Raw genomic sequence first — 24,260 nt, 5'->3', positions numbered from 1 at the left:
GTTACTCGCTCCAACCTTTGTCGTTCCAAGGAAGGCGAATGGTGGCGCTCGCGGTAGCTGCGATGCCTTCCTCACGGCCGGTAAAGCCCAGTCTCTCGCTGGTGGTCGCCTTCACCGCGATGCGCGTGATGCTCACGCCCGAGATCTCGGCGATCTTCGCCCGCATGGTGTCGCGCAGCGGGCCGATCTTCGGCCGCTCGCAGATCAGGGTCACCTCGAGGTTGGCGATGCGGCCGCCGCGCGCGGTGACGCGATCGACGGCATATTTCAGGAATCGGTCGGAAGATGCGCCCTTCCACTGCGGATCTACAGGCGGAAAATGCGAGCCGATGTCGCCGTCCGCGAGCGCGCCGAGGATGGCATCGACCAGCGCATGCAGGCCGACGTCGCCGTCGGAGTGGGCGAGAAACCCCTTGGTGTGCGGCACGCGCACGCCGCAGATCATCACGTGATCACCTTCACCGAAGGCATGCACGTCATAGCCGGTGCCGGTCCTGATGTCGCCGAGCAGGCTGGCGAGGCGGGCTTCCTCGCGGACGAAGTCTTCAGGTGTGGTGAGTTTCATGTTCGCAGGATCGCCCTCAAAGGTCGCCACCGTCAATCCCGCCCATTCGGCAATCGCGGCATCGTCGGTGAAATCGCTTCTGCCCTCGCGCGCAGCGCGGCGATGCGCATCCAAGATCACGTCGAAACGAAAGACCTGTGGCGTCTGCGCGATTCGCAGCAGCGCACGGTCGGGCGTCGCTTCGACATCGCCGCTCGCACCGGTCAGCTTGATGGTATCGGTGACCGGGACCACGGGAATGGCAGCACCGGTACGGCCGACCGCATCGATCGCGCGCGAGATCAGCGCCTCGGTCGCGAACGGCCGTGCAGCGTCGTGGATCAGCACGATGTCGGGCTTCTCGCTTGCAAGTGCCTCCAGTCCCGCACGCACGGACGCCTGCCTGGTTGCGCCACCGTTTGTCGGCGGCCGATGGCGAAGGCCGACCACCGCTTCGTTGAAGAGGGCGGCATCATCGGGATTGACGACGGGCTGCACGGCGAAAACATCGGGATGGCGGCTGAACGGCTCCATCGCCCGGAAGATCACCGTCTGGCCGCCGATCACCCGGTACTGCTTCGGCCCGCCTGCGCCGGCGCGAAGCCCGCGGCCGGCTGCGACAAGGATGGCGGCGGTACGCTCAGGTCTAGGCATTGGTCGAAACTGTATACGAGATAGGTTGAGGAGAGGGGCGCCAAGCTTTCCGCCAGCGCACAGCCCTTACCACGCTGGATGCGCAATGACAGAGCTATTCCCATACCCTGTGGGAAAAGCGGTTCTTGTTGCGGTGCACTTGCGCAAATGATAGAAATGTCTAAACCATAGGCATAATGCTTGACTGCACAAGAATTGTGCTCAAAATAGAGGACAGCGGCGCGATGAGGCTGCCGCCAGTAACACGAGAAGCCTGTGACCGGCCTCGCAAGAACGCGTCGTAACTCTTTGAAAATAGGTGACATTACTGTCGCCAACCCGGTGCTTCTCGCCCCCATGTCCGGCGTGACCGATGCCCCGTTTCGGCGTCTCGCAGCGAGTCTCGGCGCGGGGCTTGTCGTGTCGGAGATGACCGCAAGCGACGATCTTGCGCAGGGCAGAGCAATCTCGCTTTTGCGCTGCGAGGCGGCCGGGATCGGGCCGCATGTGGTCCAACTCGCCGGGTGCGAGACCCGCTGGATGGCCGAGGGCGCGAGGATCGCGGAAGCCGCCGGCGCCGACATCATCGATATCAATATGGGCTGTCCGGCGCGCCACGTCACCGGCGGCCAGTCCGGCTCCGCTTTGATGCGCGACCTCGATCACGCGACGAGCCTGATCGAGGCGACGATCGCCGCGGTCAAGGTGCCGGTGACACTGAAGATGCGGCTGGGCTGGGATGATCGCTCGCGCAACGCTCCGGAACTGGCGCGCCGCGCGCAGGCCGCCGGCGTGCAGATGGTGACGGTGCACGGCCGCACCCGCTGCCAGTTCTACAAGGGCGAGGCGGATTGGGCCGCTGTGCGCGAAGTCAGGGACGCCGTCTCGATCCCGCTCGTCGTCAATGGCGACATCACCTCCTTCGAGAGGGTGGTGACCGCGCTCGATAAGTCCGGCGCGGACGCGGTCATGATCGGACGCGGCGCGCAGGGGCAGCCCTGGCTACCCGGGCAGATCGCGCGCCGGCTCGAGACCGGCATCGCCGAGCAGGCGCCGCCGCTCGCCGAGCAGCTCAGCCATATCCGCGAGCTCTATGATGCTGTCCTGAGCCATTACGGGGTCCGTGTCGGGCTCAAGCATGCGCGAAAACATCTCGGTTGGGCGCTGGAGATCGCCGCCCACTGCAGCCGCGCTCCGGCCGCGACGCTGAAGGGCTGGCGGCAAAGCATCCTGACCTCGGACGAGCCCTCGCGTGTGCATCAATCGCTTCAGGATGCTTATGACGATTTTGCATGGAGTGCTGCTGCATGACATCAGCCGCAGAGACTCGCCGGCGCATGCCCTCCGACAGCGAGGCCATCCTCAACGCGCTGCCGAACCCGGTGCTGCTGGTGGCGCCGGATGGCCGTATCGCCGACGCCAACATCGCCGCCGAATCGTTTTTCGAAATCTCCACGCAATTCCTGCAGCGGCAGTCGCTGAAGGAGCTGGTGCCGTTCGGCAGCCCGCTGCTCGCGCTGATCGACCAGGTGCGTACCAGCGGCTCGCCGGTCAACGAATACAAGGTCGACCTCGGCACGCCGCGAATCGGCGGCGACCGCCAGGTCGATTTGCATGTGGCGCCGGTCACGGAACGGCCGGGGCATATCGTCGTGATGCTGCAGGAGCGCACCATCGCCGACAAGATGGACCGGCAGCTCACCCATCGCAGCGCCGCGCGCTCCGTGATCGCGCTGGCGGCGATGCTGGCGCATGAGATCAAGAACCCGCTGTCGGGCATCCGCGGCGCGGCGCAACTCCTGGAGCAGCAGGCGTCCTCCGATGATCGCATGCTGACCCGGCTGATCTGCGACGAGGCCGACCGCATCGTCACCTTGGTGGACCGCATGGAAGTGTTCGGCGACGATCGGCCGGTCGCCCGCGGCCCGGTCAACATTCATTCGGTGCTCGACCACGTCAAACGGCTGGCGCAGTCCGGCTTCGCGCGCAACGTCCGTTTCATCGAGGACTACGACCCGTCGCTGCCGCCGGTTCTCGCCAACCAGGATCAGCTCATCCAGGTGTTCCTCAACCTGGTGAAGAACGCCGCCGAGGCGGTGGCCGATCTCGGCACCGATGCGGAAATTCAGCTCACCACCGCGTTCCGTCCAGGCGTCCGGCTTTCGGTGCCCGGCAAGAAATCGCGGGTGTCGCTACCGCTGGAATTCTGCGTCAAGGACAACGGCTCCGGCGTGCCGGAAGACCTGTTGCCCAATCTGTTCGATCCCTTCGTCACCACAAAACAGACCGGCAGTGGCCTCGGGCTTGCGCTCGTCGCCAAAATCGTCGGCGATCACGGCGGCATCATCGAATGCGAATCCCAGCCGCGGAAGACCACCTTCCGCGTGCTGATGCCGATGTACAACCCCGCCAAACAAATCGACCAAAGCAGCCGCGAGGACGTTCCGGGTACGCCATCGCATGCCTCACAGGACGCAAGATGAGGAAAGACAATGCCCGCAGGTAGCATTCTCGTTGCTGATGACGACACCGCCATCCGCACGGTTCTCAACCAGGCTCTGTCACGCGCCGGGTATGAGGTGCGGTTGACCGGCAACGCGGCGACGCTGTGGCGCTGGGTCAGCCAGGGCGAGGGCGATCTCGTCATCACCGACGTGGTGATGCCGGACGAGAACGCGTTCGACCTGCTACCGCGGATCAAGAAGATGCGGCCGAACCTGCCCGTCATCGTCATGAGCGCGCAAAACACCTTCATGACGGCGATCAGGGCTTCCGAACGCGGCGCCTACGAATATCTGCCGAAGCCGTTCGACCTGAAGGAGCTGATCACCATCGTCGGGCGGGCGCTCGCGGAGCCGAAGGAGAGGGTGACGAGCGCCGCCGACGATTCCGAGTTCGACTCGATCCCGTTGGTCGGCCGCTCGCCGGCGATGCAGGAAATCTACCGTGTGCTGGCGCGGCTGATGCAGACCGACCTCACCGTGATGATCTCGGGCGAGTCCGGCACCGGCAAGGAACTGGTCGCTCGTGCGCTGCACGACTACGGCAAGCGGCGGAACGGCCCCTTCGTCGCCGTCAACATGGCCGCGATCCCGCGCGACCTGATCGAGTCGGAATTGTTCGGCCATGAGCGCGGCGCGTTCACCGGCGCCAATACTCGCGCCTCGGGCCGGTTCGAGCAGGCGGAAGGCGGCACCCTGTTCCTCGACGAGATCGGCGACATGCCGATGGAGGCGCAGACCCGGCTGCTGCGCGTGCTGCAGCAGGGGGAATACACCACCGTCGGCGGACGCACCCCGATCAAGACCGACGTGCGCATCGTCGCCGCCAGCAACAAGGATTTGCGGATACTGATCCAGCAGGGCCTGTTCCGCGAAGACCTGTTCTTCCGCCTGAACGTGGTGCCGCTGCGGCTGCCGCCACTGCGCGAGCGGATCGAGGATCTGCCCGACCTGATCAGGCACTTCTTTGCGCTCGCTGAGAAGGACGGTCTGCCGCCGAAGAAGCTCGACGCCCAGGCGCTGGAGCGGCTGAAGCAGCACCGCTGGCCCGGCAACGTCCGCGAGCTGGAAAACCTCGCACGTCGGCTGGCGGCGCTTTATCCGCAGGATGTGATCACCGCGTCCGTCATCGATGGCGAACTGGCCCCGCCGGCCGTCAACTCCGGCAGCAACACGCAGCACGGGGTGGACAATCTCGGCGGCGCTGTCGAGGCCTATTTGTCCTCGCACTTCTCCGGCTTCCCGAATGGCGTGCCGCCCCCGGGGCTCTACCACCGCATCCTCAAGGAGATCGAGGTGCCGCTGCTGACGGCCGCGCTCGCGGCCACCCGCGGCAACCAGATCCGCGCCGCCGACCTGCTTGGCCTCAATCGCAACACGCTGCGCAAGAAGATCAGGGACCTCGATATTCAGGTCTACCGGAGCGGGGGCTAACCTAGAGATCCGTCATTCCGGGACACGGCGACGCGAACCCGGAATGACGAAACTTCCCGACAAGGGCTGTGGAACCCTGTTCATTCCTGAACAAGCGCCGCGGAAATGTCGCAATTCGGCAACATTGTGATATGATTGCATCAGTCCGCTCGATCAGCGGACGTTGAGGCCTTCAGTTCATCCTTGCCGGAATGACCAGCCCAGAGACCACGGCCCAGCCGTTCGATCCATCGCGTACCGAGAAAAGGGCACTGCCGCTTGCGAAGTGGCTGGCGCTCTTTGCCATCGCGGTTGCGCTTTTGTCGGCGTTCCTGACCTTCGTGGTGCTGACGGGGCTGACTCCGATCGAGCCGACCAAGCACGTCGTCTATTCATTCCTGCTGATCAACGCAGGCACGATCCTGCTGCTCCTCGGGATCATCATCCGCGAAATCTGGCAGGTAATTCAGGCCCGGCGCCGCGGCCGTGCGGCGGCGAGGCTTCACGTCCAGATCGTCAGCCTGTTTTCCATCATTGCGGTGTTGCCTGCGGTGGTGGTCGCGATCGTCGCCAATGTCATGCTCGATCGCGGCCTCGACCGGCTGTTTTCGGGACCGACGCGGGTAGCGATCCAGAATTCGGTGACGATCGCCGGCGCCTACATGCAGGAGCATGCGCAGCTCATTCGCGGCGACGTCCTGGGGATGGCAAACGACCTCGCCCATGCAAGGCCACTGTATGACCAGGATCGCATGACGTTCATGCAGCTCCTGACGGCGGGCGCGGCGGCGCGTAATCTGCCGGTTGCGCTGCTATTGGACAAGGACGGCAACGTCCTCGACAGCGCCGATACCGGTAGTCGTCTGAACTACGCACTACCACCGCTCGAAATTCTCAAGAACATCAACGAGACCGAGCCGGAAATCTCGGTTTTCCCCGAAAGCTATGTCGCGTCCGTGGTCCGGCTGCGGGCTTATGACGACACGTTCCTGTACGTGGCGCGTCTACTTGATCCGACCATCGTTGCCCAGCTCAAGCAGACCCAGGCCAGCGCTGCCGAATATGCCGCGATCGAAGCGCAGAGGCTCGGCATCCAGGTGACCTTCGCGCTGGTGTTTGCGGTGATTGCGCTGACCATTCTGGTCGCGTCGGTGCTGATCGGGCTCAATTTCGCCAACTGGCTCGTGTCGCCAATCCGCAGTCTGATGAGCGCCGCCAATCAGGTGTCGACCGGCGACCTCAACATCCAGGTTCCGGTCCATAGATCGGAAGGCGATCTCGCCCAGCTCGGGCAAACCTTCAACAAGATGACGCAGGAGTTGCGGACCCAGCGCGATGAACTCGTCAATGCCAGCGAACTGATCGACAGCCGCCGGCGCTTCATCGAGGCCGTGCTGTCATCGGCCAGCGCCGGCATCATCGGCGTCGATCCGTCCGGCAGCGTCGGCACCCTCAATCGCTCGGCGGAGAAGCTGATCGGCCACGCCGAATCGGAGACCTTGGGTCATCCCCTCTCGGACGTGCTTCCCGAGCTTGACGAGATGATGAAGACGGCACGGGAGGGCACCCAGCGGCTGGTCCAGGGCCAGATCACCATCACCCGCGACGGCCACGAGCGCAATTTGTCGGTCCGCATCTCCGCCGAGAAGACCAGCCACTCCTGGGACAATTACATCATCACGCTCGACGACATCACCGAACTGGTCTCGGCCCAGCGCACCTCGGCCTGGGGCGATGTCGCCCGCCGTATCGCGCATGAGATCAAAAACCCGCTGACCCCGATCCAGCTCTCGGCCGAACGCATCCGCCGCAAATTCGGCAAGACCATCACCGAGGAGAAGGACAAGTCCATCTTCGAACAATGCACCGACACCATCGTGCGCCAGGTCGACGACATCAGGCGCATGGTCGACGAATTCTCGCGCTTCGCCCGCATGCCGAAGCCGGTGATGGAAGGCGAGGATGTCGCCGACACCGTGCGGCAGGCGGTGTTCCTGATGAAGGTCGCGCACCCCGAGCTCGATATCGAGGCCGACATCAAGCAGGACCCGATGCGGGCGCAGTTCGATCGCCGGCTGATCTCGCAGGCGCTGACCAACATCATCAAGAACGCGACCGAAGCGATCGAGCAGGTGCCGCCGGAAGAGCTGGGCAAGGGGCGGATCGACGTCATCGCGCAGCGCGAGGGCGAGGGCGAGGAGATCATCATCGACGTGATCGACAACGGCATCGGTCTGCCGAAGGTCGCGCGCGCGCGTCTGCTCGAGCCCTATGTCACGACGCGCCAGAAGGGCACCGGGCTCGGGCTTGCGATCGTCGGCCGCGTGCTCGAAGACCATGGTGGCCGCATCGAGCTCAAGGATGCTTCCGACTTCCGTCCCGGGCAGCGCGGTGCCTGGATGCGGCTTCGATTCGCCGTCTCCGGTCAGCCGCCGAACGCGGGGACCAAGGAGCCGCCTCCGGCGGCCGGCCCCGAGTCGCAGCAGTCAAGCGCGCGGGACGAAGAAAAAAATCCGCCGGCGTCCGCGACCAGCGACCCGGCATCCACGACCAATATCCAAGCGAAAATCCAAGCAGCGACAGGCGACTGACAGGCAGGTGTAACCCATGGCAAGTGACATTCTGATTGTCGACGATGAAGCAGACATTCGCGACCTCGTTGCCGGCATCCTCGAAGACGAAGGCTTTTCCTCGCGCACCGCGCGCGACAGCGATTCGGCGCTGGCGGAGATCGCCAACCGTCGCCCGCATCTGGTCTTCCTCGACATCTGGCTGCAGGGCTCCAAGCTCGACGGGCTGCAGCTCCTGGAGCAGATCAAGAAGGACAATGCCGACCTGCCGGTGGTGATGATCTCCGGCCACGGCAACATCGAGACCGCGGTCGCCGCGATCAAGCGCGGCGCCTATGACTTCATCGAAAAGCCGTTCAAGTCGGACCGGCTGATCCTGGTCGCCAACCGGGCGCTGGAGAATTCGCGTCTCAAGCGCGAAGTGAAAGAACTCAAGCAACAGGCTCCAACTGCAAGCGTTTTGACCGGCCGCTCCGCCTGCATGAACCAGTTACGCCAGACCATCGAGCGCGCCGCCAAGGCCAACAGCCGCATCCTGATCGTGGGGCCGGCAGGCTCCGGCAAGGAGCTGGTGGCGCGTACGCTGCACCAGGCATCGAGCCGCGCCGACGGCCCGTTCGTCGTCATCAACGCGGCCGCGATCACGCCCGAGCGAATGGAGGTCGAGCTGTTCGGCGTTGAGGCTTCCAATGGTGAGCAGCCGCGCAAGCCGGGCGCCCTGGAAGAGGCGCATGGCGGCACGCTGTTCATCGACGAGATCGCCGATATGCCGCGCGAAACCCAGAACAAGATCTTGCGCGTGCTGGTCGACCAGACGTTTCAACGCTCCGGCGGCACCGCAAAGGTCCATGTCGACGTCCGGATCATCTCCTCCACGGCGCGCAACCTGGAGGAGGAGATCGCGGCCGGCCACTTCCGCGAGGATCTCTACCATCGCCTGTCGGTGGTGCCGATCCGGGTGCCGCCGCTGTCGGAGCGTCGCGAGGATATTCCCGAACTGATCGACTATTTCATGGACCAGATCTCGGCGGCGACCGGCCTGCCGAAGCGGCAGATCGGCCAGGACGCGATGGCGGTGCTGCAGTCCCATGTCTGGCCCGGCAACGTCCGCCAGCTCCGCAACAATGTCGAGCGGGTGATGATTCTGGCCGGCGGCGGCCCGGAGGCGATCATCACCGCGGACATGCTGCCGCAGGACGTCGGCTCGATGGTGCCGGCGATGCCGACCAGCAGCAATGGCGAGCACATCATGGGATTACCGCTGCGCGAGGCGCGAGAGGTATTCGAGCGCGACTATCTGATCGCCCAGATCAGCCGGTTTTCCGGCAATATCTCGCGCACGGCGGAGTTCGTCGGGATGGAGCGCTCCGCGCTCCATCGCAAGCTCAAGGCCTTGGGGGTCGGCTGAGCCAACCGGTCGCAGATCCATGCAATTGACTGGGAATGATCGCTTTTTTCCCCATGCTTTTGCGGCAATTGCCGATTCTTGTTCATGGGTGGCGCGTCAAGCGGCTTGCCTAATGGGCGGGCCTGCCCTCTAATCCTACCGCCGAGCCTGTCAGAGGGGGAACTCAGGATAGGCCGGCAACCGGGGAAAGGCTCCGTCAGAGGGCTCCAACCGGTTCCAACATTCCAATAAGAAGAACCACAAGACGGCGGGACAACAAAAATGGCGGCAGACCGCGCTCAAAATCTACAAGACACCTTCCTAAATCATGTTCGTAAGACCAAGACGCCACTGACGATCTTTCTGGTGAATGGCGTTAAACTGCAGGGCATTGTCACCTGGTTTGACAATTTCTGCCTTTTACTCCGGCGCGACGGTCATTCGCAGCTTGTCTACAAGCACGCGATCTCGACCATCATGCCGGGCGCACCGATCCAGTTGTTTGAAGGCGGTGAAGATACACAGGGGTGAGAGTGAACTGATTGGAGCCCCGTAATCGTGAAGGGGCCGCCGACCGGCCACGGTCGGCGGAGGGAGTTGAGACGGGCCGGGTGATTGTCGTCGGCCCGTACATGCGCATGCGCCGCGGCGAGGCCGAGGCGCAAACGGAGGCCTCTGTCCGCGATTTCGAGGGCCGGATCGAGGAAGCGGCCGGGCTTGCCCGCGCCATCGACCTCACGGTGATCGACAGCGTGATTGCCCCGGTCAGCCAGATCAGGCCGGCGACCTATCTCGGCAAGGGCAAGGTCGAGGAGATCACCGGCCTCGTCGCCGGGCACAATATCGAGCTCGTAGTGATGGATTGCGCGCTGTCGCCGATCCAGCAGCGCAACCTTGAGAAGGCCTGGAACACCAAGGTGCTCGACCGCACCGGCCTGATCCTGGAGATATTTGGCCGCCGCGCCAAGACCAGGGAAGGCGCGCTGCAGGTCGAGCTCGCGCATCTCAATTACCAGCGCAGCCGGCTGGTGCGGTCATGGACCCATCTGGAGCGTCAGCGCGGCGGCTTCGGCTTCATGGGCGGCCCCGGCGAAACCCAGATCGAGGCCGACCGGCGACTGATCAGCGAGCGCATCACCAAGCTCGAAAGCGAGCTGAAGAAGGTTCAGGCGACGCGGCGATTGCACCGCGCCGGCCGCCAGCGTGTGCCGTACCGCGTGGTGGCGCTGGTTGGCTACACCAATGCGGGCAAGTCGACGCTGTTCAACCGGCTGACCCGTGCCGATGTCCAGGCCGCCGATATGCTGTTCGCGACGCTCGATCCGACGCTCCGTGCGCTGCATCTGCCGCATGGTGGCAAGGCGATGCTGTCTGATACCGTCGGCTTCATCTCCAACCTGCCGACGCAGCTCGTCGCGGCATTCCGCGCCACGCTGGAAGAGGTGCTGGAAGCCGATCTCATCCTCCACGTCCGCGACATCTCGCATGACGATGCCGAGGCCCAGGAGCGCGACGTCGAGGCGGTGCTGCGCCAGCTCGGGATCGATCCCGATGCCGACGGCGGCCAGCGCATCATCGAAGTCTGGAACAAGATCGACTGCTTCGATCCCGAGGAGCGCGCGAATTTGCGCAACATCGCCGCCCGCCGTCCGCCGGAGCGGCCGGCCTTCCTGGTCTCCGCCTGGAGCGGGGAGGGCGTCGACGAACTGCTCGCCGCGATCGAGGATCGGCTGGCGGCAAAGCGCATGACGCTGGACCTGTCGATCGATGCCTCCGACGGCGCCGGCATTAGCTGGCTGCACCGCAATTCCGAAGTGCTTGACAAGAAGCTGCATGACGGCCGCTTTGATATGACCGTGCGCGTCGACGAGACGAAGCGCGATATCGTCGTGTCACGCTTCGATGCCGTGCCGCATGTGATGTGAGCGGAAGCCCCGTAGCCCGGATGGAGCGCAGCGCAATCCGGGACCGGTCGAGCCAAACGCAAGAACCCCGGATTTCGCTTACGCTCCATCCGGGCTACGGGCACCTTTCGCTTCGTTCCACAGCGCATCCATCTCTTCGAGAGATGCGTCTTGCAGCGAACGCCCTTTCGCCTCTAGCGCGCGCTCGATATAGGCGAAGCGGCGCTCGAATTTGGCGTTGGTGCCGCGGAGTGCGGTTTCCGGATCGGCGCCGACGTGCCGCGCGAGATTGACCACCGCGAATAGGAGGTCGCCGGTTTCTTCCGCCAGTTCATCGGCATCGGCCCCGTCGAGTGCGGCCTCGATCTCGTCGGCTTCCTCACGGATCTTCTTCAACACCGCGCGCGGATCGTTCCAGTCAAAGCCGACGGTCGAGGCCTTGCGCTGCAGCTCCATCGCGCGCGTGAGGGCAGGCTGGCCGGCCTTGATGCCGGCAAGCAACGATTTGTGCCCGGCCTCTTCCGGCGGCCGGCGCGCTGCACGCTCGGCCTTCTCCTCGGCCTTGATGCGATCCCAGACTTCCTTGACGTGGGAGGGGGCGAGATTGCCGTCCTTGTCGGCGAACACGTGCGGATGCCGCCGGATCATCTTCCTGGTGATCGCCTCCACAACGTCGCCGAACGCAAAGGCGTTCTGCTCCTCCGCCATTTGGGCGTGGAACACGACCTGCAACAGCAGATCGCCGAGTTCTTCCCTGAGATCGTCGAGATCGCCGCGGGTGATGGCATCCACCACCTCATGGGCTTCCTCGATCGTGTAAGGGGCGATGGTCGCAAAGTTCTGCTCGAGGTCCCAAGGGCAGCCGGTCACCGGCGTGCGCAAGGCGGCCATGATCTCGATGAGGCGTGAAATGTCGCGGGAAGGGGTCATGCGGCCACCAGAATTCTGCTTGTCCCGCTTTATGCCGTAAGCGACCGGCCGATCCCAGCGGAACACGCTGAAATATGCCGATTTCCACCGGTTGGCCGCCATCGCTGGCGGTGCTAAAGCGCGCGCCATGAGCGAAGATTTGTCGTCCGAAATCGCGCTGGTGCTGTTCTCCGGCGGGCAGGATTCCACCACCTGCCTTGCCTGGGCGCTCAAGCATTTTGCGCGCGCCGAAATGCTCGGTTTTGGCTATGGGCAGCGCCACGCGATCGAACTCGAATGCCGGGAGGGGCTGATCTCCGGCATCAAGGCGCTGCGGCCGGACTGGGCTTCAAAGCTGGGCGAGAGTCACACGCTGGAAATCCCGACGCTCGTCGAAATTTCCGACACCGCGCTAACACGTGACGTCGCGATCGCGATGGGCGCGGACGGCTTGCCCAATACTTTCGTGCCCGGCCGCAACCTCGTATTCCTCACCTTCGCAGCCGCGCTGGCCTACCGCCGCGGCATCCGCCACATCATCGGTGGCATGTGCGAGACTGACTATTCCGGTTATCCCGATTGCCGCAACGAGACCATCAAGGCACTGCAGTCGGCGCTCAGCCTCGGCATGGCCAAGGATTTCGAACTGCACACGCCGCTGATGTGGCTGAGCAAGGCCGAAACCTGGAATCTCGCTCATGAACTCGGCGGCACCGGCCTGGTCGACCTGATCCGCGAGCATTCCCATACCTGCTATCTCGGCGACCGCGGCGCGCCGCACGACTGGGGCTACGGCTGCGGCGAATGCCCGGCGTGTACGCTGCGGGAGAGGGGATGGCGGGAGTATGCGGCCGCCCAACGCTAGCCCGCAAAATCCTCCGGCCGCAGTTCGATCGGCTTGCCGTGTGGGGTGCGGTCGGCGGCGTGATCCCAGGCGTCGCGGTAGCGGTGGAGGGTGGCGGCAGTGGCGACGCCTTTTTCGGCGACGAGATATTCCAGCGTCGCGAGCCAGTGGCGATAATAAGTCTCGCCGGTGTCGGGATCGCCTTCCGCCTGTGCGCGCTTGATCTGGTCGGCGAGGGCTGCGGCCCATTCGTTCCAGGTGAACAAGCCGCGCTCGTGCAGCGTTAGCGCCATCGCAAAGGCCTGCGCTTCCCAGGGTTCGCGGAACACCGGGCCTTCATCGTCGCGCGGGATGCTCGGGACGGCGGCGGTGGCGCGCGCGGCTGCGGCGCTGTCCATCAGGCACGCTCCAGATATGGCTCGAAGGCGTCGACCGAAATCTTGACGGTCGGATCGGACTCCGGGCCCCACAATTCGGTCCCGTCGAACACCACGGTGTAGAGCCACTGCGGGTTCTCGCCGGCTTCCATTGCGGCGGAGTCCGGAAACACGTGACAGCCATGGTCGCGCTCGACCACGCCGACATGGCCGCGCACATAGCGGGGCAGCCGCGTGTGCGTGAGGGGGTGGATGTTCTTCGCGCGCACCCTGTCGCCTGCCTTGAACTTTGCGGGCGCCGGCGCCGCGCGGCCGAACTTGCCGCGTACCATCACGCGCTCGACGTCATCGAGCTCGAATTTGCCATGCTTGAGCGGCTTTGGCGGCTGCGCGGCATGGCCCGTGTCGACGTCCTCCTTTGCGATGAACCCCTTGTCCAGCAAAAGGTCCTCGAGCCCGAGCAGCCACTTCTTATAATAGGAACTGGCAAGATAGACGTGCGGCGGCAAGGCTTCGCGATAATAGCGCGAGGTGTCGATGTTGAAGGCGCCGGCCGCGCCCATCGCGCGCACCATCGCCATCACCCGCGCTTCCCATGCGGCATGGAACATCGGCTCGTTCGGCTCGGGCTCGACCTTGCCGAACCCGTCCATGCCGCCCATGTCGTGCACGCCGTTCATGATGGCGCTCCCGGCCACTTCGGGAACCCGGTGCCGATCATGGAATCGCGTGTCACGAGGTCCGCAAGCTGCGCCTCGCTCCAGCCCTCGGTGCCTTCGGGCCGCATCGGCAGCACCAGGAAGCGCGTCTCGGCGGTCGAGTCCCACACCCGGATTTCGGTCTCCTTCGGCAGCGTCACGCCGAAATCGGCGAGCACGCCGCGCGGGTCTTTCACCGCGCGCGAACGGTAGGGCGCGGCCTTGTACCAGACCGGCGGCAGGCCGAGCATTTCCCAGGGGTAGCAGGAGCACAAAGTGCACACGACCATGTTGTGGCGCTGCGGCGTGTTCTCGACCACGACGAGATGGTCGCCCACGCGGCTGACATGGCCGAGCGTGCCGACGGCCTTGCTGCCGTCCTCCAGCAGCGCCTGCTTGAACGACGGATCTGTCCAGGCTTTGGCGACGACCCGCGCACCGTTGTGCGGGCCGATCCGGGTCTCATAGGCCTGAATGATGGCGTCGAGCGCGGCCGGCTCGACATAGCCCTTCTCGGTCAAGATCGTTTCGAGCGCGCGCACGCGCAGCTCGGTCTCGGACAGTTCCGAATGGTCGTGGTCGTGATGATGATCGCTCATGGCGGCGAGGATAGGCGAAGAATCCGGGGGATGTCGAGGCATAGAGTCTGCTAGCATTTCGACCATGACAGGGAGGCAATCGTGGCGGAATACGTAAAAATCGAAAAAGGCCTAGGCCCTGAAGGCCGGATCGCGGTCGTCCGCTTCGATCGCGGGGACGGCATCAATGCGCTGTCGCCAGAAGCGCTGCGCCAGCTCACCGATGCGGCCCGCAGCTTCGAGGATGACGGCGCGACATCAGTTGTCGTGCTCACCGGCGGCGCAAAATCCTTCAGCGCCGGCTTCGATCTCAAGGACGCCGAAGGCCGTTCGCGTCGCACCATGGACATCGGCACGCTGCGCCGCCATCTGAAACTGGGGCCGCGGCTGACGCGGGCCTGGCAGGACATGGAACAGGTCACGATCGGCGCAATCGAGGGCTTTTGCATCGGCGGTGGCGTGGCGCTGGCGGTTGCGCTCGACTTCCGCGTCATGGCGCGCGATGCCCATATGCGCGTGCCCGAGATCGGGCTCGGCATGAACATGAGCTGGCAGAGCGTGCCGCGCATGCTGCATCTGATGGGACCGGCACGGACCAAGCAGGCCGTGATCCTCGCCGACGACCGCATCTCCGCCGCGGAGGCCTATGAATGGGGATTGGTGGAGCAGGTGGCCGAACCCGGCAAGGCGCTTGAGGCGGCCATGACGCTTGCGACAAAGATCGCGGCGCAGCCGCCGATCTCGGTCGCCATGACAAAGCTCACGGTCAACCGCCTCGCGCACGCGCTCGATGATCTGGCTAGCCATATGGATGTCGATCAGTTCGCGCTGGCAAGCGTGACCGAGGATCACAAAGAGGGCGTGGCGGCATTCCTGGAACGGCGGAAACCGCGGTTCAGGGGGCGATAGCGCTTCGGGCTACTTTCGCGCTGCCGTCGTAGCATGCGCGTCAGCGGCCATTTCGAGGCAGGTCTGGAGCTCGACATAGCTCGGCGTGCCGTCGATGCTGGACTCGCTGATGCATGCCGCCTTGTCCTTCGCCGTGAACTTGCTCCACTGCCCAGCCACTTGCGTCCGCGCCTGCTCTTCGGCCTTCGTGCAGGACGCCAGGGTCTCTCCGATCCCTACCGTCTCAGCCGTCTCTGCTTTGCAGATTTTGGCGATGTCAAATTTCGGCACCGCGTCCGCCGCGCGCACATCGTGTGATGCTGCAATTGAAGCGGCCGCGCCGAGCGCGGCAAAAATGATGAATTTGCGCATGTTCGACCTCCGGTCGTATCAATCATCATTAGACAAGCTCGTTCGATGTTGACGAAGATCAAGCCGGCGGCCGAGCACGTGAACGTGATCGTTATGACTAGTTCGAGGCCGAGCTGAGCGTGGACCGGAAACGCAGCAGCGACAGCACCAGGAACAGCGAGGCGATGCCGGCGACGGCAAGGAATTGCGGCCACACCACATCGAGCCCGGCGCCGCGATAGAGGATCGCCTGCGCGAAGGACACGAAGTGGGTCGAGGGCGACGCCTGCATCACTGTCGCAAGCCAGGGCGGCATGCTCTCCAGCGGCGTGGCGCCGCCGGACAGGACGTTCATGGGAACGGCGACCAGCATGTAGAGCAGGCCGAGCTGCGGCATCGACCGCGCAACAGTGCCCAGGAACAGCCCGATCGCGGTCGCGAAGAACAGATAGAGGATCGCTCCAAACATGAAGAGCGGGATCGAGCCGGCAATCGGGATCTGCAGCAGCAAGCGGACCACCAGATAGAGCGACAGGCCGACCGCGACCGCAATGACGAACCCGTTGGCCCAGATTTTCGACATCGCGATCTCGAACGGGCTCAGCGGCATCACCAGGAGATGGTCCATCGTGCCATGCTCACGCTCGCGTACCAACGCTGCACCGGCGAGGATGATCGCGAGCATGGTGACGCTCGAGATGATGCCCATGACGCTGGAGAACCAGGCCGTCATCACGTTGGGATTGAACGCGATCCTGGCCGCCAGGTTGACTGGCGATTCCGGCACGCGTTCCACCTGCGACACGAACTGAGCAATCTCGGTATTGATGATCTGTTGCGCGTAGCCCGATCCCAGGCCGGCCTGGATCATCGCGGTGGCGTCGACATTGATCTGCAGTCCGGGCTGGCGACCCGCCAAGATGTCGCGTTGGAAGTTGGGGGGAATATCGATGACGAAAGTGTATTTGCCGGTATCCATCAGATGTTCGATATCGGCTTGCGCGATCGCCACCGGCTCCTTGAAATAGGGCATCAGGAACGCATGCGTGATCCGGCGGGACAATTCCGAATGGTCTTCGTCGACCAGCCCGATCGAGGCATGAAACACTTCCTGTGAATTGCTTTGCGCCTGGCTAATGACGGCAAGCGAGAATGAGTAGATCACGAACCCGAGCAGCACCCAGTCGCTGAAAAAGCTGCGCAGCTCCTTGGTGCCGAGCCAGACGATGTTGGAGAGGGAGCGCATCGTCTCAGCGCTCCTGCTTGGGGAGCAGCATCATGCTCAGCGCGGTCAGCACGGGGACGAAGACGAGCAGCATGAGGATGCTCGAACCGAGATCGGCAAGGCCCAGGCCCTTGGTGAAGGCGCCGACGCTGATCGGGCGGTAATAGCTCATCGGAAAGCAAAGGCCGATAAGCTGCGCCGAACCGGAAAGCGAAGAGACGGGCGTCATCATGCCCGAGAACTGCTGGGCTGGCAGGATGGTGAGGATCGCGGTGCCGAACAGCGCGGCGATCTGGGTCGTGCAGAAGGTCGAGATCAGCATGCCGTAGCCGGTCGTCGTGAAGACGTAGATGACCGTGCCGGCCAGCAGCGCCACAAAGCTGCCCTTCAGCGGCACGTTGAAGATGAAGACCGCCATCGCGAACATGATAATGAAATTGATCAGCGCGACGGCGACGTAAGGAAGCTGTTTGCCGACGAGGAATTCCAGCCGCGTCACCGGCGTAACGTAAAGGTTGGTGATCGAGCCGAGCTCCTTCTCGCGAACGACCGCAAGCGCCATCAGGATGGCCGGGAACAGCGCGAGCATCATCGCGAGGGTCGACGGCACCATGGCGTAGATGCTGTCAAAATCCTGGTTGTACTTGAACCGGACCTCGATATTGGCGGGCAGGGGAGACGCCGCCTGCGTCGTGTTCAGCACGGGATCGCTCAGATAGAGCTGGTGCATCCCCTGCAGGTAACCCCGAATGGTTGCGGCGCGGAACGGCATGGCGCCGTCGATCCACGCGGAGACATAGGCGGGCCGCCCGCGCTTGATGTCGAGGCCGAAGTTTGGCGGAATCTCGATGCTGGCCGAGATGTCGCCGTTCTTCAGGCGACGATCGAGATCGGCATAGTCGGTCAGCGGAGGCTTTTCGAGGAAATAGGGCGATCCTCTCAGCTCCGACAGATAGGCACGGCTTTCGGGCGTTTGGTCGCGATCGAGCACGGCAAAGCTGAGATTGTTGACGTCGGCCGAAATGCCGAAGCCGAATACGATCATCAGGAGCGCGGTGCCGAACAGGGCGAACATCAGCCGGATACGATCGCGCATCAGCTCGAGGCCCTCGCGTATCGTATAGGCGAACAGCCGCCGAAAGCTGAAAAAGGAGCGTCTGCTTTCGCGGCCGGCGGTCTTGTCCGGTTCGGCTTGCGGCTGCTCGAGAGTCACGGTGGATGCCGTGCCCGGCGTTTCCCGTTCGAGGAAGCTGATGAACGCATCCTCCAGGCTCTTGGCGTTTCTCGCCTTGATCAATCCGGCCGGCGTGTCGGAGGCAAGCACGCGTCCTTCGTGCATCAGCGACAGCCGATCACAGCGCGCCGCCTCGTTCATGAAATGCGTCGAGACGAAAATGGTCATCCCTTGATTGCGCGACAGGTCGATCAGAAGCTGCCAGAACTGGTCGCGCGCCAACGGGTCGACGCCGGAGGTCGGCTCGTCCAGGATCAAGAGGTCCGGCTTATGGACGACGGCGACCGCAAGCGACAACCGCTGCCTGATTCCGAGCGGGAGCGAAGAGGCGAGGTCATCGAGATAGTCGGCGAGGTCGCATTTCTCGATCAGCTCCGCGATGCGTGCCTCCGCAAACGCCAGAGACAGGTGAAACAGCCGCGCGTGCAGGACAAGGTTCTGGCGAACCGTGAGTTCCCCGTAGAGGGAGAAGGATTGCGACATGTAGCCGACGCGGCGGCGTGCTTCGAGGTCGCCGGCGCGCAGCACTTCGCCGAAGATCAGCGCCTCGCCCTCGGACGGCGGCAGCAGCCCGGTGAGCATCTTCATCGTGGTCGACTTGCCCGATCCGTTCGAGCCCACGAAGCCGAAGATTTCGCCGCGGCGGATCGTGAAATTCACGCGGTCGACGGCTGTGAAGTCGCCGAACCGGCATGTCAGGTCCTTGGCAACAATGACGGGCTCGGCGTGACCGTCGAGCGGTGGACCGATCGGCTTTTCGTTGCCGGCACGCTGTCGCTGCGGGAGCAGGGCAACGAAGGCGTCTTCGATCGAGTCGGTGCCGGTTTGCTGTTTGAGGTCGGACGGCGAGCCGGTCGCGAGAATCTTTCCCTCGTTCATCGCCATCAGCCAGTCGAAACGCTCGGCCTCTTCCATATAGGCGGTTGCGACGAGCACGCTCATTTTCGCCGTGCGATCCCTGATACGGTCGACGAGATCCCAGAACTGGCGGCGCGACAGCGGGTCGACGCCGGTCGTGGGCTCGTCCAGGATCAGGAGATCGGGATCATGGATCAGCGAGCAGCACAGCCCGAGCTTTTGCCGCATGCCACCCGACAGCTTGCTTGCTGGCCGGTCGGCGAACGGCGCAAGCCCGGTACTTTCCAGGAGCTCATTGATGCGCCACTCGCGCTCCTTGCGCGACTGCTCGAACAGCCGCGCGAAGAACTCGACATTCTCCTTAACGCTCAGGTCGGGATAGAGATTCTTGCCCAGCCCTTGCGGCATGTAGGCGATGCGCGGACAGATCAGGGCGCGCTCGGCGGCCTTGGAGATGTCGGTGCCGAGCACGGCGACCGCACCCTCCTGGATCTTCCGCGCACCGGCGAGGATCGCGAGCAGGGAGGATTTGCCGACGCCGTCGGGTCCGATCAAGCCGACCAGGCGTCCGGCAGGAATGTCGGCCGATATGCAGTCGAGCGCCGTCACCGAACCGTAGCGATGGGAGAGGGCTCGAACGACGGCGACCGGATCGTCGCTGCCGTTCATGGTGCAGCCTGCAGCGTCGTCGGCCATGCAACCGCGGAATCCCAGCGGACATAGGCGACACCGGGAAGGCCACTTCTGACCGCGTCCGCATGCGCAAGCAGGCGTTCCGGGTCGATGCGGACCCGAATGCGGAACATCAGCTTGTCGCGCTCGGTCTTGGTCTCGACCGTCTTCGGCGTGAACTGCGCCCGGCTCGCGACGAACGAGACCTTCGCCGGGATCGAATGATCGGGGTAGGCGTCGAGAACGATACGTGCGTCAGCGCCGACCTTCACCTTGCCGGCTTCCGTCGTCGGCAAATAGAGGTCCATGTAGACATAGGTCAGATCCAGCATCGTGAAGACCTTGCCGCCGGCCGCGAGGACTTCGCCGATATTGGAAAGGCGGTACTGGATCCGGCCCGCCTTCGGCGCCACCAGAGTGTTGTCGGCGATCTGCACCCTGTAGAGACCGGCATCGTGCTGGGCGGCCTCCAGCGCATGTTGGGATTCGAGCACCCTTGCCTGCGCCGCAGCGAGCGCGCCGGTGGCCGCGTCGAGCTGCTGCTTGCGCTGGTCCAGCAATTCCTTGGTCGCCCAGCCGTTCTTATGGAGGTATTCCGTCCGTTGGTTTTCCTGCTCGGCGAGGGTCTTCTGCGCCTGCTGCTGGGTCAGCACGGCCTCGGCTTCCTCGATGGCGCGCTGCGCCTGCCGGCCCTGCGCAACCGACTTAGAAAGCGATTGCTCGAGATCGCGGGTATCCATCCGCGCCACGATCTGTCCGGGCGCAACCATGTCGCCGATATCGGCGAGTAGCTCGTACACGCGTCCGGCATATTTGGTGCTGATGTCGATTTCATCGGCTTCGATACGGCCGTTGCCGACGCTGATGCCGACAGGCAGCGGCGGATGCATTTGCTTCCAGATGTAATAGCCGCCGCCACCGGCGCCGAGCGCAGCGAGGAGGAGCGCCACCGTGATCCGCAAACCGCGCCGTTTGCCGCTTGGGCGGACCGGCACAGGCAGATGCGAGGCGGGCGCAGGCGCGGGCGAATGAGACGCATCGCCGGCTTGCGCGCCTCCTTTGATGTCTTCGATTTGATCTTGCATCGGTCAGTGCCTTTGGTTGCAGAGCTTGTCTGCAATCTTGCACCGCCGCATCCGCGGGCTGTTGACGTAACGCAAATTCTGCCGAACGCCGGTCCCGTGAGCCGTGTTCCAAGTAGGTTCCGAGCGACCGGCACATCAATGCGCGCGACAAAGTTGATTTCGCTCAACCCGCACCGCCGCGAATGCCCCATGCTCTGTCCAATTGCGCAGCGAGACGGCGCGCTCGCTTTCTGATCACCGAGGACAGGTCCATGGCCGACAAGAAGAACGTGGTTACCACCGAACCCGGGATCGGTACCCCAAAAAGTCTCCAGACCAAAAAACAGCAGGCAGAGGAGGGAAGCAGGGTCCTCGATTGTCTGGAAGACGACGAAGTTCGAGAAGCGCTGGACCTCCTCCATGAGCGCGACGAGAGAACGCCTCCCTGGCAAGATTGAAGCGGGGACGGTTGCGGGTGACGTCAGTTAGAATTGGTGATCGGCTGCTCCCGGCGTTCAACCCGGTGCGATTGATCCACGTCAATCGCTGTCGTCTTGCTGCGCGCTACGTGTTTTCAACAATTCGCTGGGGAGTTTTCCGTGCCGCTGAGAACGATAGCCGTCTTCTTCGATCCGTCGCCTGCCGGCGAGGCGCGTGCCGACTATGCCGTCAAACTCGCATTCCGTCACCGCGCCCATCTGGTCGGGATCTTCGTGGTGCCATTCGGCTGGGACGGCAATCCGTCCGAATCCTTCGTCCGAGGGCAGGCCGCGGTTCGCGAACTCATTCAGCGCCATACGGCAAGCGAACTGGCTGCGACAAAGGCCGCGAGCCAAAGCTTCGCGACTGTCTCCACCCGCGAGGACATCAGTTGCGAGTTTCGTTGCATCCCTCCCGGTGAAGCCAATGAGGCGTCCGCCCTGAACGCGCTGCATTCCGATCTGGTGATCGTCGGCAGTCCACGGTCAGGCGGCCTGCCGCAGGAGTGGTCGGCGGAATCCCTGCTGCTCGCCACTGGTGTACCCGTCCTCCTGTTGCCCGAGCATTGGAGTGGGACCGCGGCGGAGCACATCGTGGTCGCCTGGAATGCCAGCCGTGAGGCACGCCGTGCCATCAAGGATGCTCTTCCGCTGCTTGCAGCCGCGCAGTCGGTGACTGTTCTCCTGGTGGATTCGCACAAGAATGCCCGGCATGGCGAAGAGCCCGGCGCCGATGTCGGACTGTATTTGTCTCGCCATGGCGTAAAGGTGACCGTCGAGCGGATCCACTCCAACGGCGCTTCGGTCGCCGATGCCATCCTTGGTTTTGCCGGGCGCCACACCCGCGACCTGATCGTGGTCGGTGCTTACAGCCACGCGCGAGCGAGCCAGATGATCTTCGGCGGCGTGACCCGCGCCCTGTTGCGGGACGCGACCGTTCCATTGTTGATCGCGCATTGAGAGACCCGGCGGGCTACCGCTGAAAATCGCTCATGCGGCTTCTCAGCCAGGCGAGAAAGCTGCGCGCCTTTTTCGGCAGGGGGCGGTTTTTCGGCCAGACCGCATAGTGCGCCAACGGGCGTTCGAGCGGTTGTTCGAACAGCGTCACGAGCGAGCCGTCGCGCAATTCGTTGCGGAGGAGGTGGAGCTGTCCTATCGCCACGCCGACCCCTTCGGTCGCGGCCTGATAGGTCAGCACCGAGCTCGGAAACGAGATGCCTGCGTCATTCAAGAGATCGAGACGATTGCAGGCCATCAGCCAGTCCGCCCAGTCTGTCCGCCGATAATGCGAATGCAGCATCGGCACCCGCTTCAGGTCGTCGATCGAATGCAGGTTCGCCTTGCGCCGCAAGGTGGGGCTGCAAACCGGCTGCAGAAGGTCGCGGAACAGCAGCTCGCTTTCAACGCCCGGCCATTTGCCGCCGCCGAACTGGATTGCGAGGTCGACCTTCTCCTTCTCGAAATCGACCGGCGCCACCGCATTGCTGATGCTGAGCCTAATGCCGGGATAGGCGGCGTAGAATGAAGGCAAACGCTCAATCAGCCATTTTGCCGCGAAGGTCGTGTAGACCCGCAGTCGCAACGGCTCCGATTTTCCGCTCGCGACCAGCCGCTGCGTGACTGTTTCGATAACGCGAAACGCCGGCGAAATCTGACGCTGCAGCTCCTCGCCCTCCGGCGTCAGCCTGATGCCGAGCTTGTCGCGCTCAAACAGCCGAAAGCCGAAAAAATTCTCCAGCGTCTGGATCTGGCGGCTCACGGCAGGTTGCGACACGCGCAAATCTTCCGCCGCCCGGGTGAAACTTTGCAGGCGGGCCGTTACTTCAAACACGTGCAGCGGATTGAGCGGCGGGAGCATTTGTGGCCATAACAAAATATCATGACCTTATAATCTATGTTCAGTTGCCGGGCAATGCTTTGGCTGGAAAACAGGCGTCAGTATCGTTCTTCCTGGCCCGGTGCAGATGGATTTCAGTCTCTCAGAAGAGCAGCAGATGTTCGCGGACTCGGTGCGCCGTTTTGCCGAGGGCAATCTTACCGAGGGCGCGCTTGCCCGCGCGCATGACCCGCGGTTTCCGTTCGATGTGGCGCGGCTGCTGGCGGATCAGGGGCTGCTCGGCATCGCCTTTGACCCGGCAGACGGCGGTCAGGGTGGAACGCTCTTGGATTCCGTGATCGCGATCGAACAGATTGCCTCCGTCTGTCCCCGCAGCGCCGATGTGGTACAGGCCGGCAATTTCGGGCCGATCCGCACCTTCGTGGAATATGCCAGCGCCGAGCAGAAGGCCCGCTATCTGCCCGACCTGCTCGGAGGCCGGGCCGTTATCAGCCTCGGCATGAGCGAGCCGGACGCAGGTTCCGCCGCGACCGAGATGAGGACCGCCGCAAAGGCCGATGGCGATCACTATGTGATCGACGGTAGCAAGGTGTTCGGAACCCACAGCCCGGATGCCAACCTGTTCCTGGTCTACCTGCGCTTCGGGCCAGGCGTCGGAGGCATCGGCTCAGTGCTGGTGGAGCGTGGAACGCCGGGTTTCACGGTCGGCAAGGCGTCCTCGTTCATGAGCGGAGAAGAGTGGAGCCCGCTGTATTTCGAGAACTGCCGGGTTCACAAGAGCAACGTTCTGCTCGGCCCCGGCGGCTTCAAGAAGCAGATATCGGGCTTCAACGTTGAACGGCTGGGCAATTCGTCGCGCTCGCTCGCGCTTGGCCGCTATGCCTTCAATCTGGCGCGGGAACACGCGCTGGTGCGCCGCCAGTTCGGACGGCTGTTGTGCGAATTCCAGGGCCTGCAGTGGAAGTTTGCGGACATGGCGACCAAGCTCGATTCCGCGCAATTGCTGCTCTACCGCGCTGCCAGCGTCAAGGAAGGCTTGCCCTCGGCGTACCACACCGCCATGGCGAAGCTGGCTTGCAATCAGGCGGGTTTCGATGCCGCCAACGAGGCGGTGCAGATCATGGGTGGTCTCGGCTACAGCACGGAAGAGCTGGCGGAGTACTGTATGCGGCGCACGCGCGGCTGGATGATCGCCGGCGGCTCGATCGAGATCCTCAAGAACCGGATTGCCGAAGACGTCTTCGAGCGCCGTTTCGATCAGCGCGGCGTCCAGGTTCGGGCGGCCGAGTAGGGC

Annotated in this window: 22 protein-coding genes; 12 read left to right on the top strand and 10 right to left on the bottom strand. The window is 63.8% G+C overall.

Annotation, left to right across the window (positions count from 1 at the left end):
• Position 1 precedes the first annotated feature (1 nt).
• Positions 2 to 1,198, bottom strand: a complete 1,197-nt coding sequence (locus ACZIRK_RS13505; RefSeq protein ID WP_130223422.1) for a bifunctional 2-C-methyl-D-erythritol 4-phosphate cytidylyltransferase/2-C-methyl-D-erythritol 2,4-cyclodiphosphate synthase — start codon at positions 1,196 to 1,198, stop codon at positions 2 to 4.
• Positions 1,199 to 1,486: 288 nt separating this feature from the next.
• Between ACZIRK_RS13505 and dusB the strand changes: the two genes are divergently transcribed.
• From dusB to hflX, 7 genes are all read left to right on the top strand, one after another.
• Positions 1,487 to 2,488, top strand: a complete 1,002-nt coding sequence (gene dusB / locus ACZIRK_RS13500; protein WP_463327460.1) for a tRNA dihydrouridine synthase DusB — start codon at positions 1,487 to 1,489, stop codon at positions 2,486 to 2,488.
• The gene (locus tag ACZIRK_RS13495; protein WP_130223420.1) at positions 2,485 to 3,660 is read left to right on the top strand and encodes a two-component system sensor histidine kinase NtrB; all 1,176 of its coding nucleotides are present in this window, start codon (positions 2,485 to 2,487) and stop codon (positions 3,658 to 3,660) included. Before dusB ends, ACZIRK_RS13495 begins: the two co-directional genes overlap by 4 nt.
• Before the next feature lie 9 nt (positions 3,661 to 3,669).
• The gene (gene ntrC / locus ACZIRK_RS13490) at positions 3,670 to 5,112 is read left to right on the top strand and encodes a nitrogen regulation protein NR(I) (protein ID WP_130223418.1); all 1,443 of its coding nucleotides are present in this window, start codon (positions 3,670 to 3,672) and stop codon (positions 5,110 to 5,112) included.
• Between the two features lie 191 nt (positions 5,113 to 5,303).
• Entirely contained in the window at positions 5,304 to 7,682 is a 2,379-nt protein-coding gene (locus ACZIRK_RS13485) for a sensor histidine kinase (protein WP_130223416.1), read from the top strand.
• Between the two features lie 16 nt (positions 7,683 to 7,698).
• On the top strand, positions 7,699 to 9,069 hold the full coding sequence (gene ntrX, locus ACZIRK_RS13480; protein ID WP_130223414.1) for a nitrogen assimilation response regulator NtrX: 1,371 nt from the start codon (positions 7,699 to 7,701) through the stop codon (positions 9,067 to 9,069).
• Positions 9,070 to 9,330: 261 nt separating this feature from the next.
• Positions 9,331 to 9,579 carry an RNA chaperone Hfq gene (hfq, locus tag ACZIRK_RS13475; protein WP_027578348.1) on the top strand — a complete coding sequence of 83 codons (249 nt, stop codon included), beginning with the start codon at positions 9,331 to 9,333 and terminating at the stop codon, positions 9,577 to 9,579.
• Positions 9,580 to 9,590: 11 nt separating this feature from the next.
• On the top strand, positions 9,591 to 10,973 hold the full coding sequence (gene hflX, locus ACZIRK_RS13470) for a GTPase HflX (protein ID WP_130223412.1): 1,383 nt from the start codon (positions 9,591 to 9,593) through the stop codon (positions 10,971 to 10,973).
• Between the two features lie 78 nt (positions 10,974 to 11,051).
• On the opposite strand, the gene mazG is transcribed toward hflX, so the two are convergent.
• Complete coding sequence (mazG, locus tag ACZIRK_RS13465; protein WP_130223540.1) at positions 11,052 to 11,882, bottom strand: nucleoside triphosphate pyrophosphohydrolase; 831 nt, start codon at positions 11,880 to 11,882, stop codon at positions 11,052 to 11,054.
• A 127-nt stretch (positions 11,883 to 12,009) separates the two neighbouring features.
• Here mazG and queC point away from each other — a divergent pair, with 127 nt between their 5' ends.
• Complete coding sequence (gene queC / locus ACZIRK_RS13460; protein WP_463327447.1) at positions 12,010 to 12,726, top strand: 7-cyano-7-deazaguanine synthase QueC; 717 nt, start codon at positions 12,010 to 12,012, stop codon at positions 12,724 to 12,726.
• Here the strand turns inward: queC and ACZIRK_RS13455 are convergent.
• From ACZIRK_RS13455 to nthA, 3 genes are read right to left on the bottom strand one after another with little or no spacing between them, the layout of a single operon-like run.
• Entirely contained in the window at positions 12,723 to 13,103 is a 381-nt protein-coding gene (locus ACZIRK_RS13455) for a nitrile hydratase accessory protein (RefSeq protein ID WP_165435058.1), read from the bottom strand. The genes queC and ACZIRK_RS13455 overlap by 4 nt on opposite strands.
• Entirely contained in the window at positions 13,103 to 13,762 is a 660-nt protein-coding gene (gene nthB, locus ACZIRK_RS13450; protein WP_130223410.1) for a nitrile hydratase subunit beta, read from the bottom strand. Before nthB ends, ACZIRK_RS13455 begins: the two co-directional genes overlap by 1 nt.
• The gene (gene nthA / locus ACZIRK_RS13445) at positions 13,759 to 14,379 is read right to left on the bottom strand and encodes a nitrile hydratase subunit alpha (RefSeq protein WP_130223536.1); all 621 of its coding nucleotides are present in this window, start codon (positions 14,377 to 14,379) and stop codon (positions 13,759 to 13,761) included. The genes nthB and nthA overlap by 4 nt, the downstream gene beginning before the upstream one ends.
• Positions 14,380 to 14,460: 81 nt before the next feature.
• Here nthA and ACZIRK_RS13440 point away from each other — a divergent pair, with 81 nt between their 5' ends.
• On the top strand, positions 14,461 to 15,267 hold the full coding sequence (locus ACZIRK_RS13440; RefSeq protein ID WP_130223408.1) for an enoyl-CoA hydratase/isomerase family protein: 807 nt from the start codon (positions 14,461 to 14,463) through the stop codon (positions 15,265 to 15,267).
• A 9-nt stretch (positions 15,268 to 15,276) separates the two neighbouring features.
• Here the strand turns inward: ACZIRK_RS13440 and ACZIRK_RS13435 are convergent, their stop codons facing one another.
• From ACZIRK_RS13435 to ACZIRK_RS13420, 4 genes are all read right to left on the bottom strand, one after another.
• Entirely contained in the window at positions 15,277 to 15,618 is a 342-nt protein-coding gene (locus ACZIRK_RS13435) for a hypothetical protein (protein ID WP_130223406.1), read from the bottom strand.
• A 97-nt stretch (positions 15,619 to 15,715) separates the two neighbouring features.
• Positions 15,716 to 16,843, bottom strand: coding sequence for an ABC transporter permease (locus tag ACZIRK_RS13430; protein WP_130223404.1), 1,128 nt, complete (start codon positions 16,841 to 16,843; stop codon positions 15,716 to 15,718).
• A 4-nt stretch (positions 16,844 to 16,847) separates the two neighbouring features.
• Positions 16,848 to 19,583 (bottom strand): ribosome-associated ATPase/putative transporter RbbA, encoded by a 2,736-nt coding sequence (rbbA, locus tag ACZIRK_RS13425; RefSeq protein WP_463327459.1) that lies wholly within the window; start codon positions 19,581 to 19,583, stop codon positions 16,848 to 16,850.
• Entirely contained in the window at positions 19,580 to 20,671 is a 1,092-nt protein-coding gene (locus tag ACZIRK_RS13420) for an HlyD family secretion protein (RefSeq protein WP_130223402.1), read from the bottom strand. The genes rbbA and ACZIRK_RS13420 overlap by 4 nt, the downstream gene beginning before the upstream one ends.
• A gap of 251 nt (positions 20,672 to 20,922) precedes the next feature.
• On the opposite strand from ACZIRK_RS13420, the gene ACZIRK_RS13415 reads away from it, so the two are divergent.
• The gene (locus tag ACZIRK_RS13415) at positions 20,923 to 21,108 is read left to right on the top strand and encodes a hypothetical protein (protein ID WP_130223400.1); all 186 of its coding nucleotides are present in this window, start codon (positions 20,923 to 20,925) and stop codon (positions 21,106 to 21,108) included.
• Between the two features lie 141 nt (positions 21,109 to 21,249).
• Positions 21,250 to 22,089 carry a universal stress protein gene (locus ACZIRK_RS13410; protein WP_130223398.1) on the top strand — a complete coding sequence of 280 codons (840 nt, stop codon included), beginning with the start codon at positions 21,250 to 21,252 and terminating at the stop codon, positions 22,087 to 22,089.
• A 13-nt stretch (positions 22,090 to 22,102) separates the two neighbouring features.
• On the opposite strand, the gene ACZIRK_RS13405 is transcribed toward ACZIRK_RS13410, so the two are convergent.
• A complete protein-coding gene (locus tag ACZIRK_RS13405) occupies positions 22,103 to 22,987 on the bottom strand; it encodes a LysR substrate-binding domain-containing protein (RefSeq protein ID WP_035690792.1) in 885 nt (294 codons plus the stop codon).
• Positions 22,988 to 23,093: 106 nt separating this feature from the next.
• Here ACZIRK_RS13405 and ACZIRK_RS13400 point away from each other — a divergent pair, with 106 nt between their 5' ends.
• Positions 23,094 to 24,257 (top strand): acyl-CoA dehydrogenase family protein, encoded by a 1,164-nt coding sequence (locus tag ACZIRK_RS13400; protein ID WP_463327446.1) that lies wholly within the window; start codon positions 23,094 to 23,096, stop codon positions 24,255 to 24,257.
• The last annotated feature ends 3 nt before the right edge of the window (positions 24,258 to 24,260 follow it).

Source organism: Bradyrhizobium sp. Leo114, assembly GCF_055229415.2.
The sequence above is the reverse complement of the archived record's forward strand: the minus strand, read 5'-3'. Positions and strand labels throughout refer to the sequence as shown.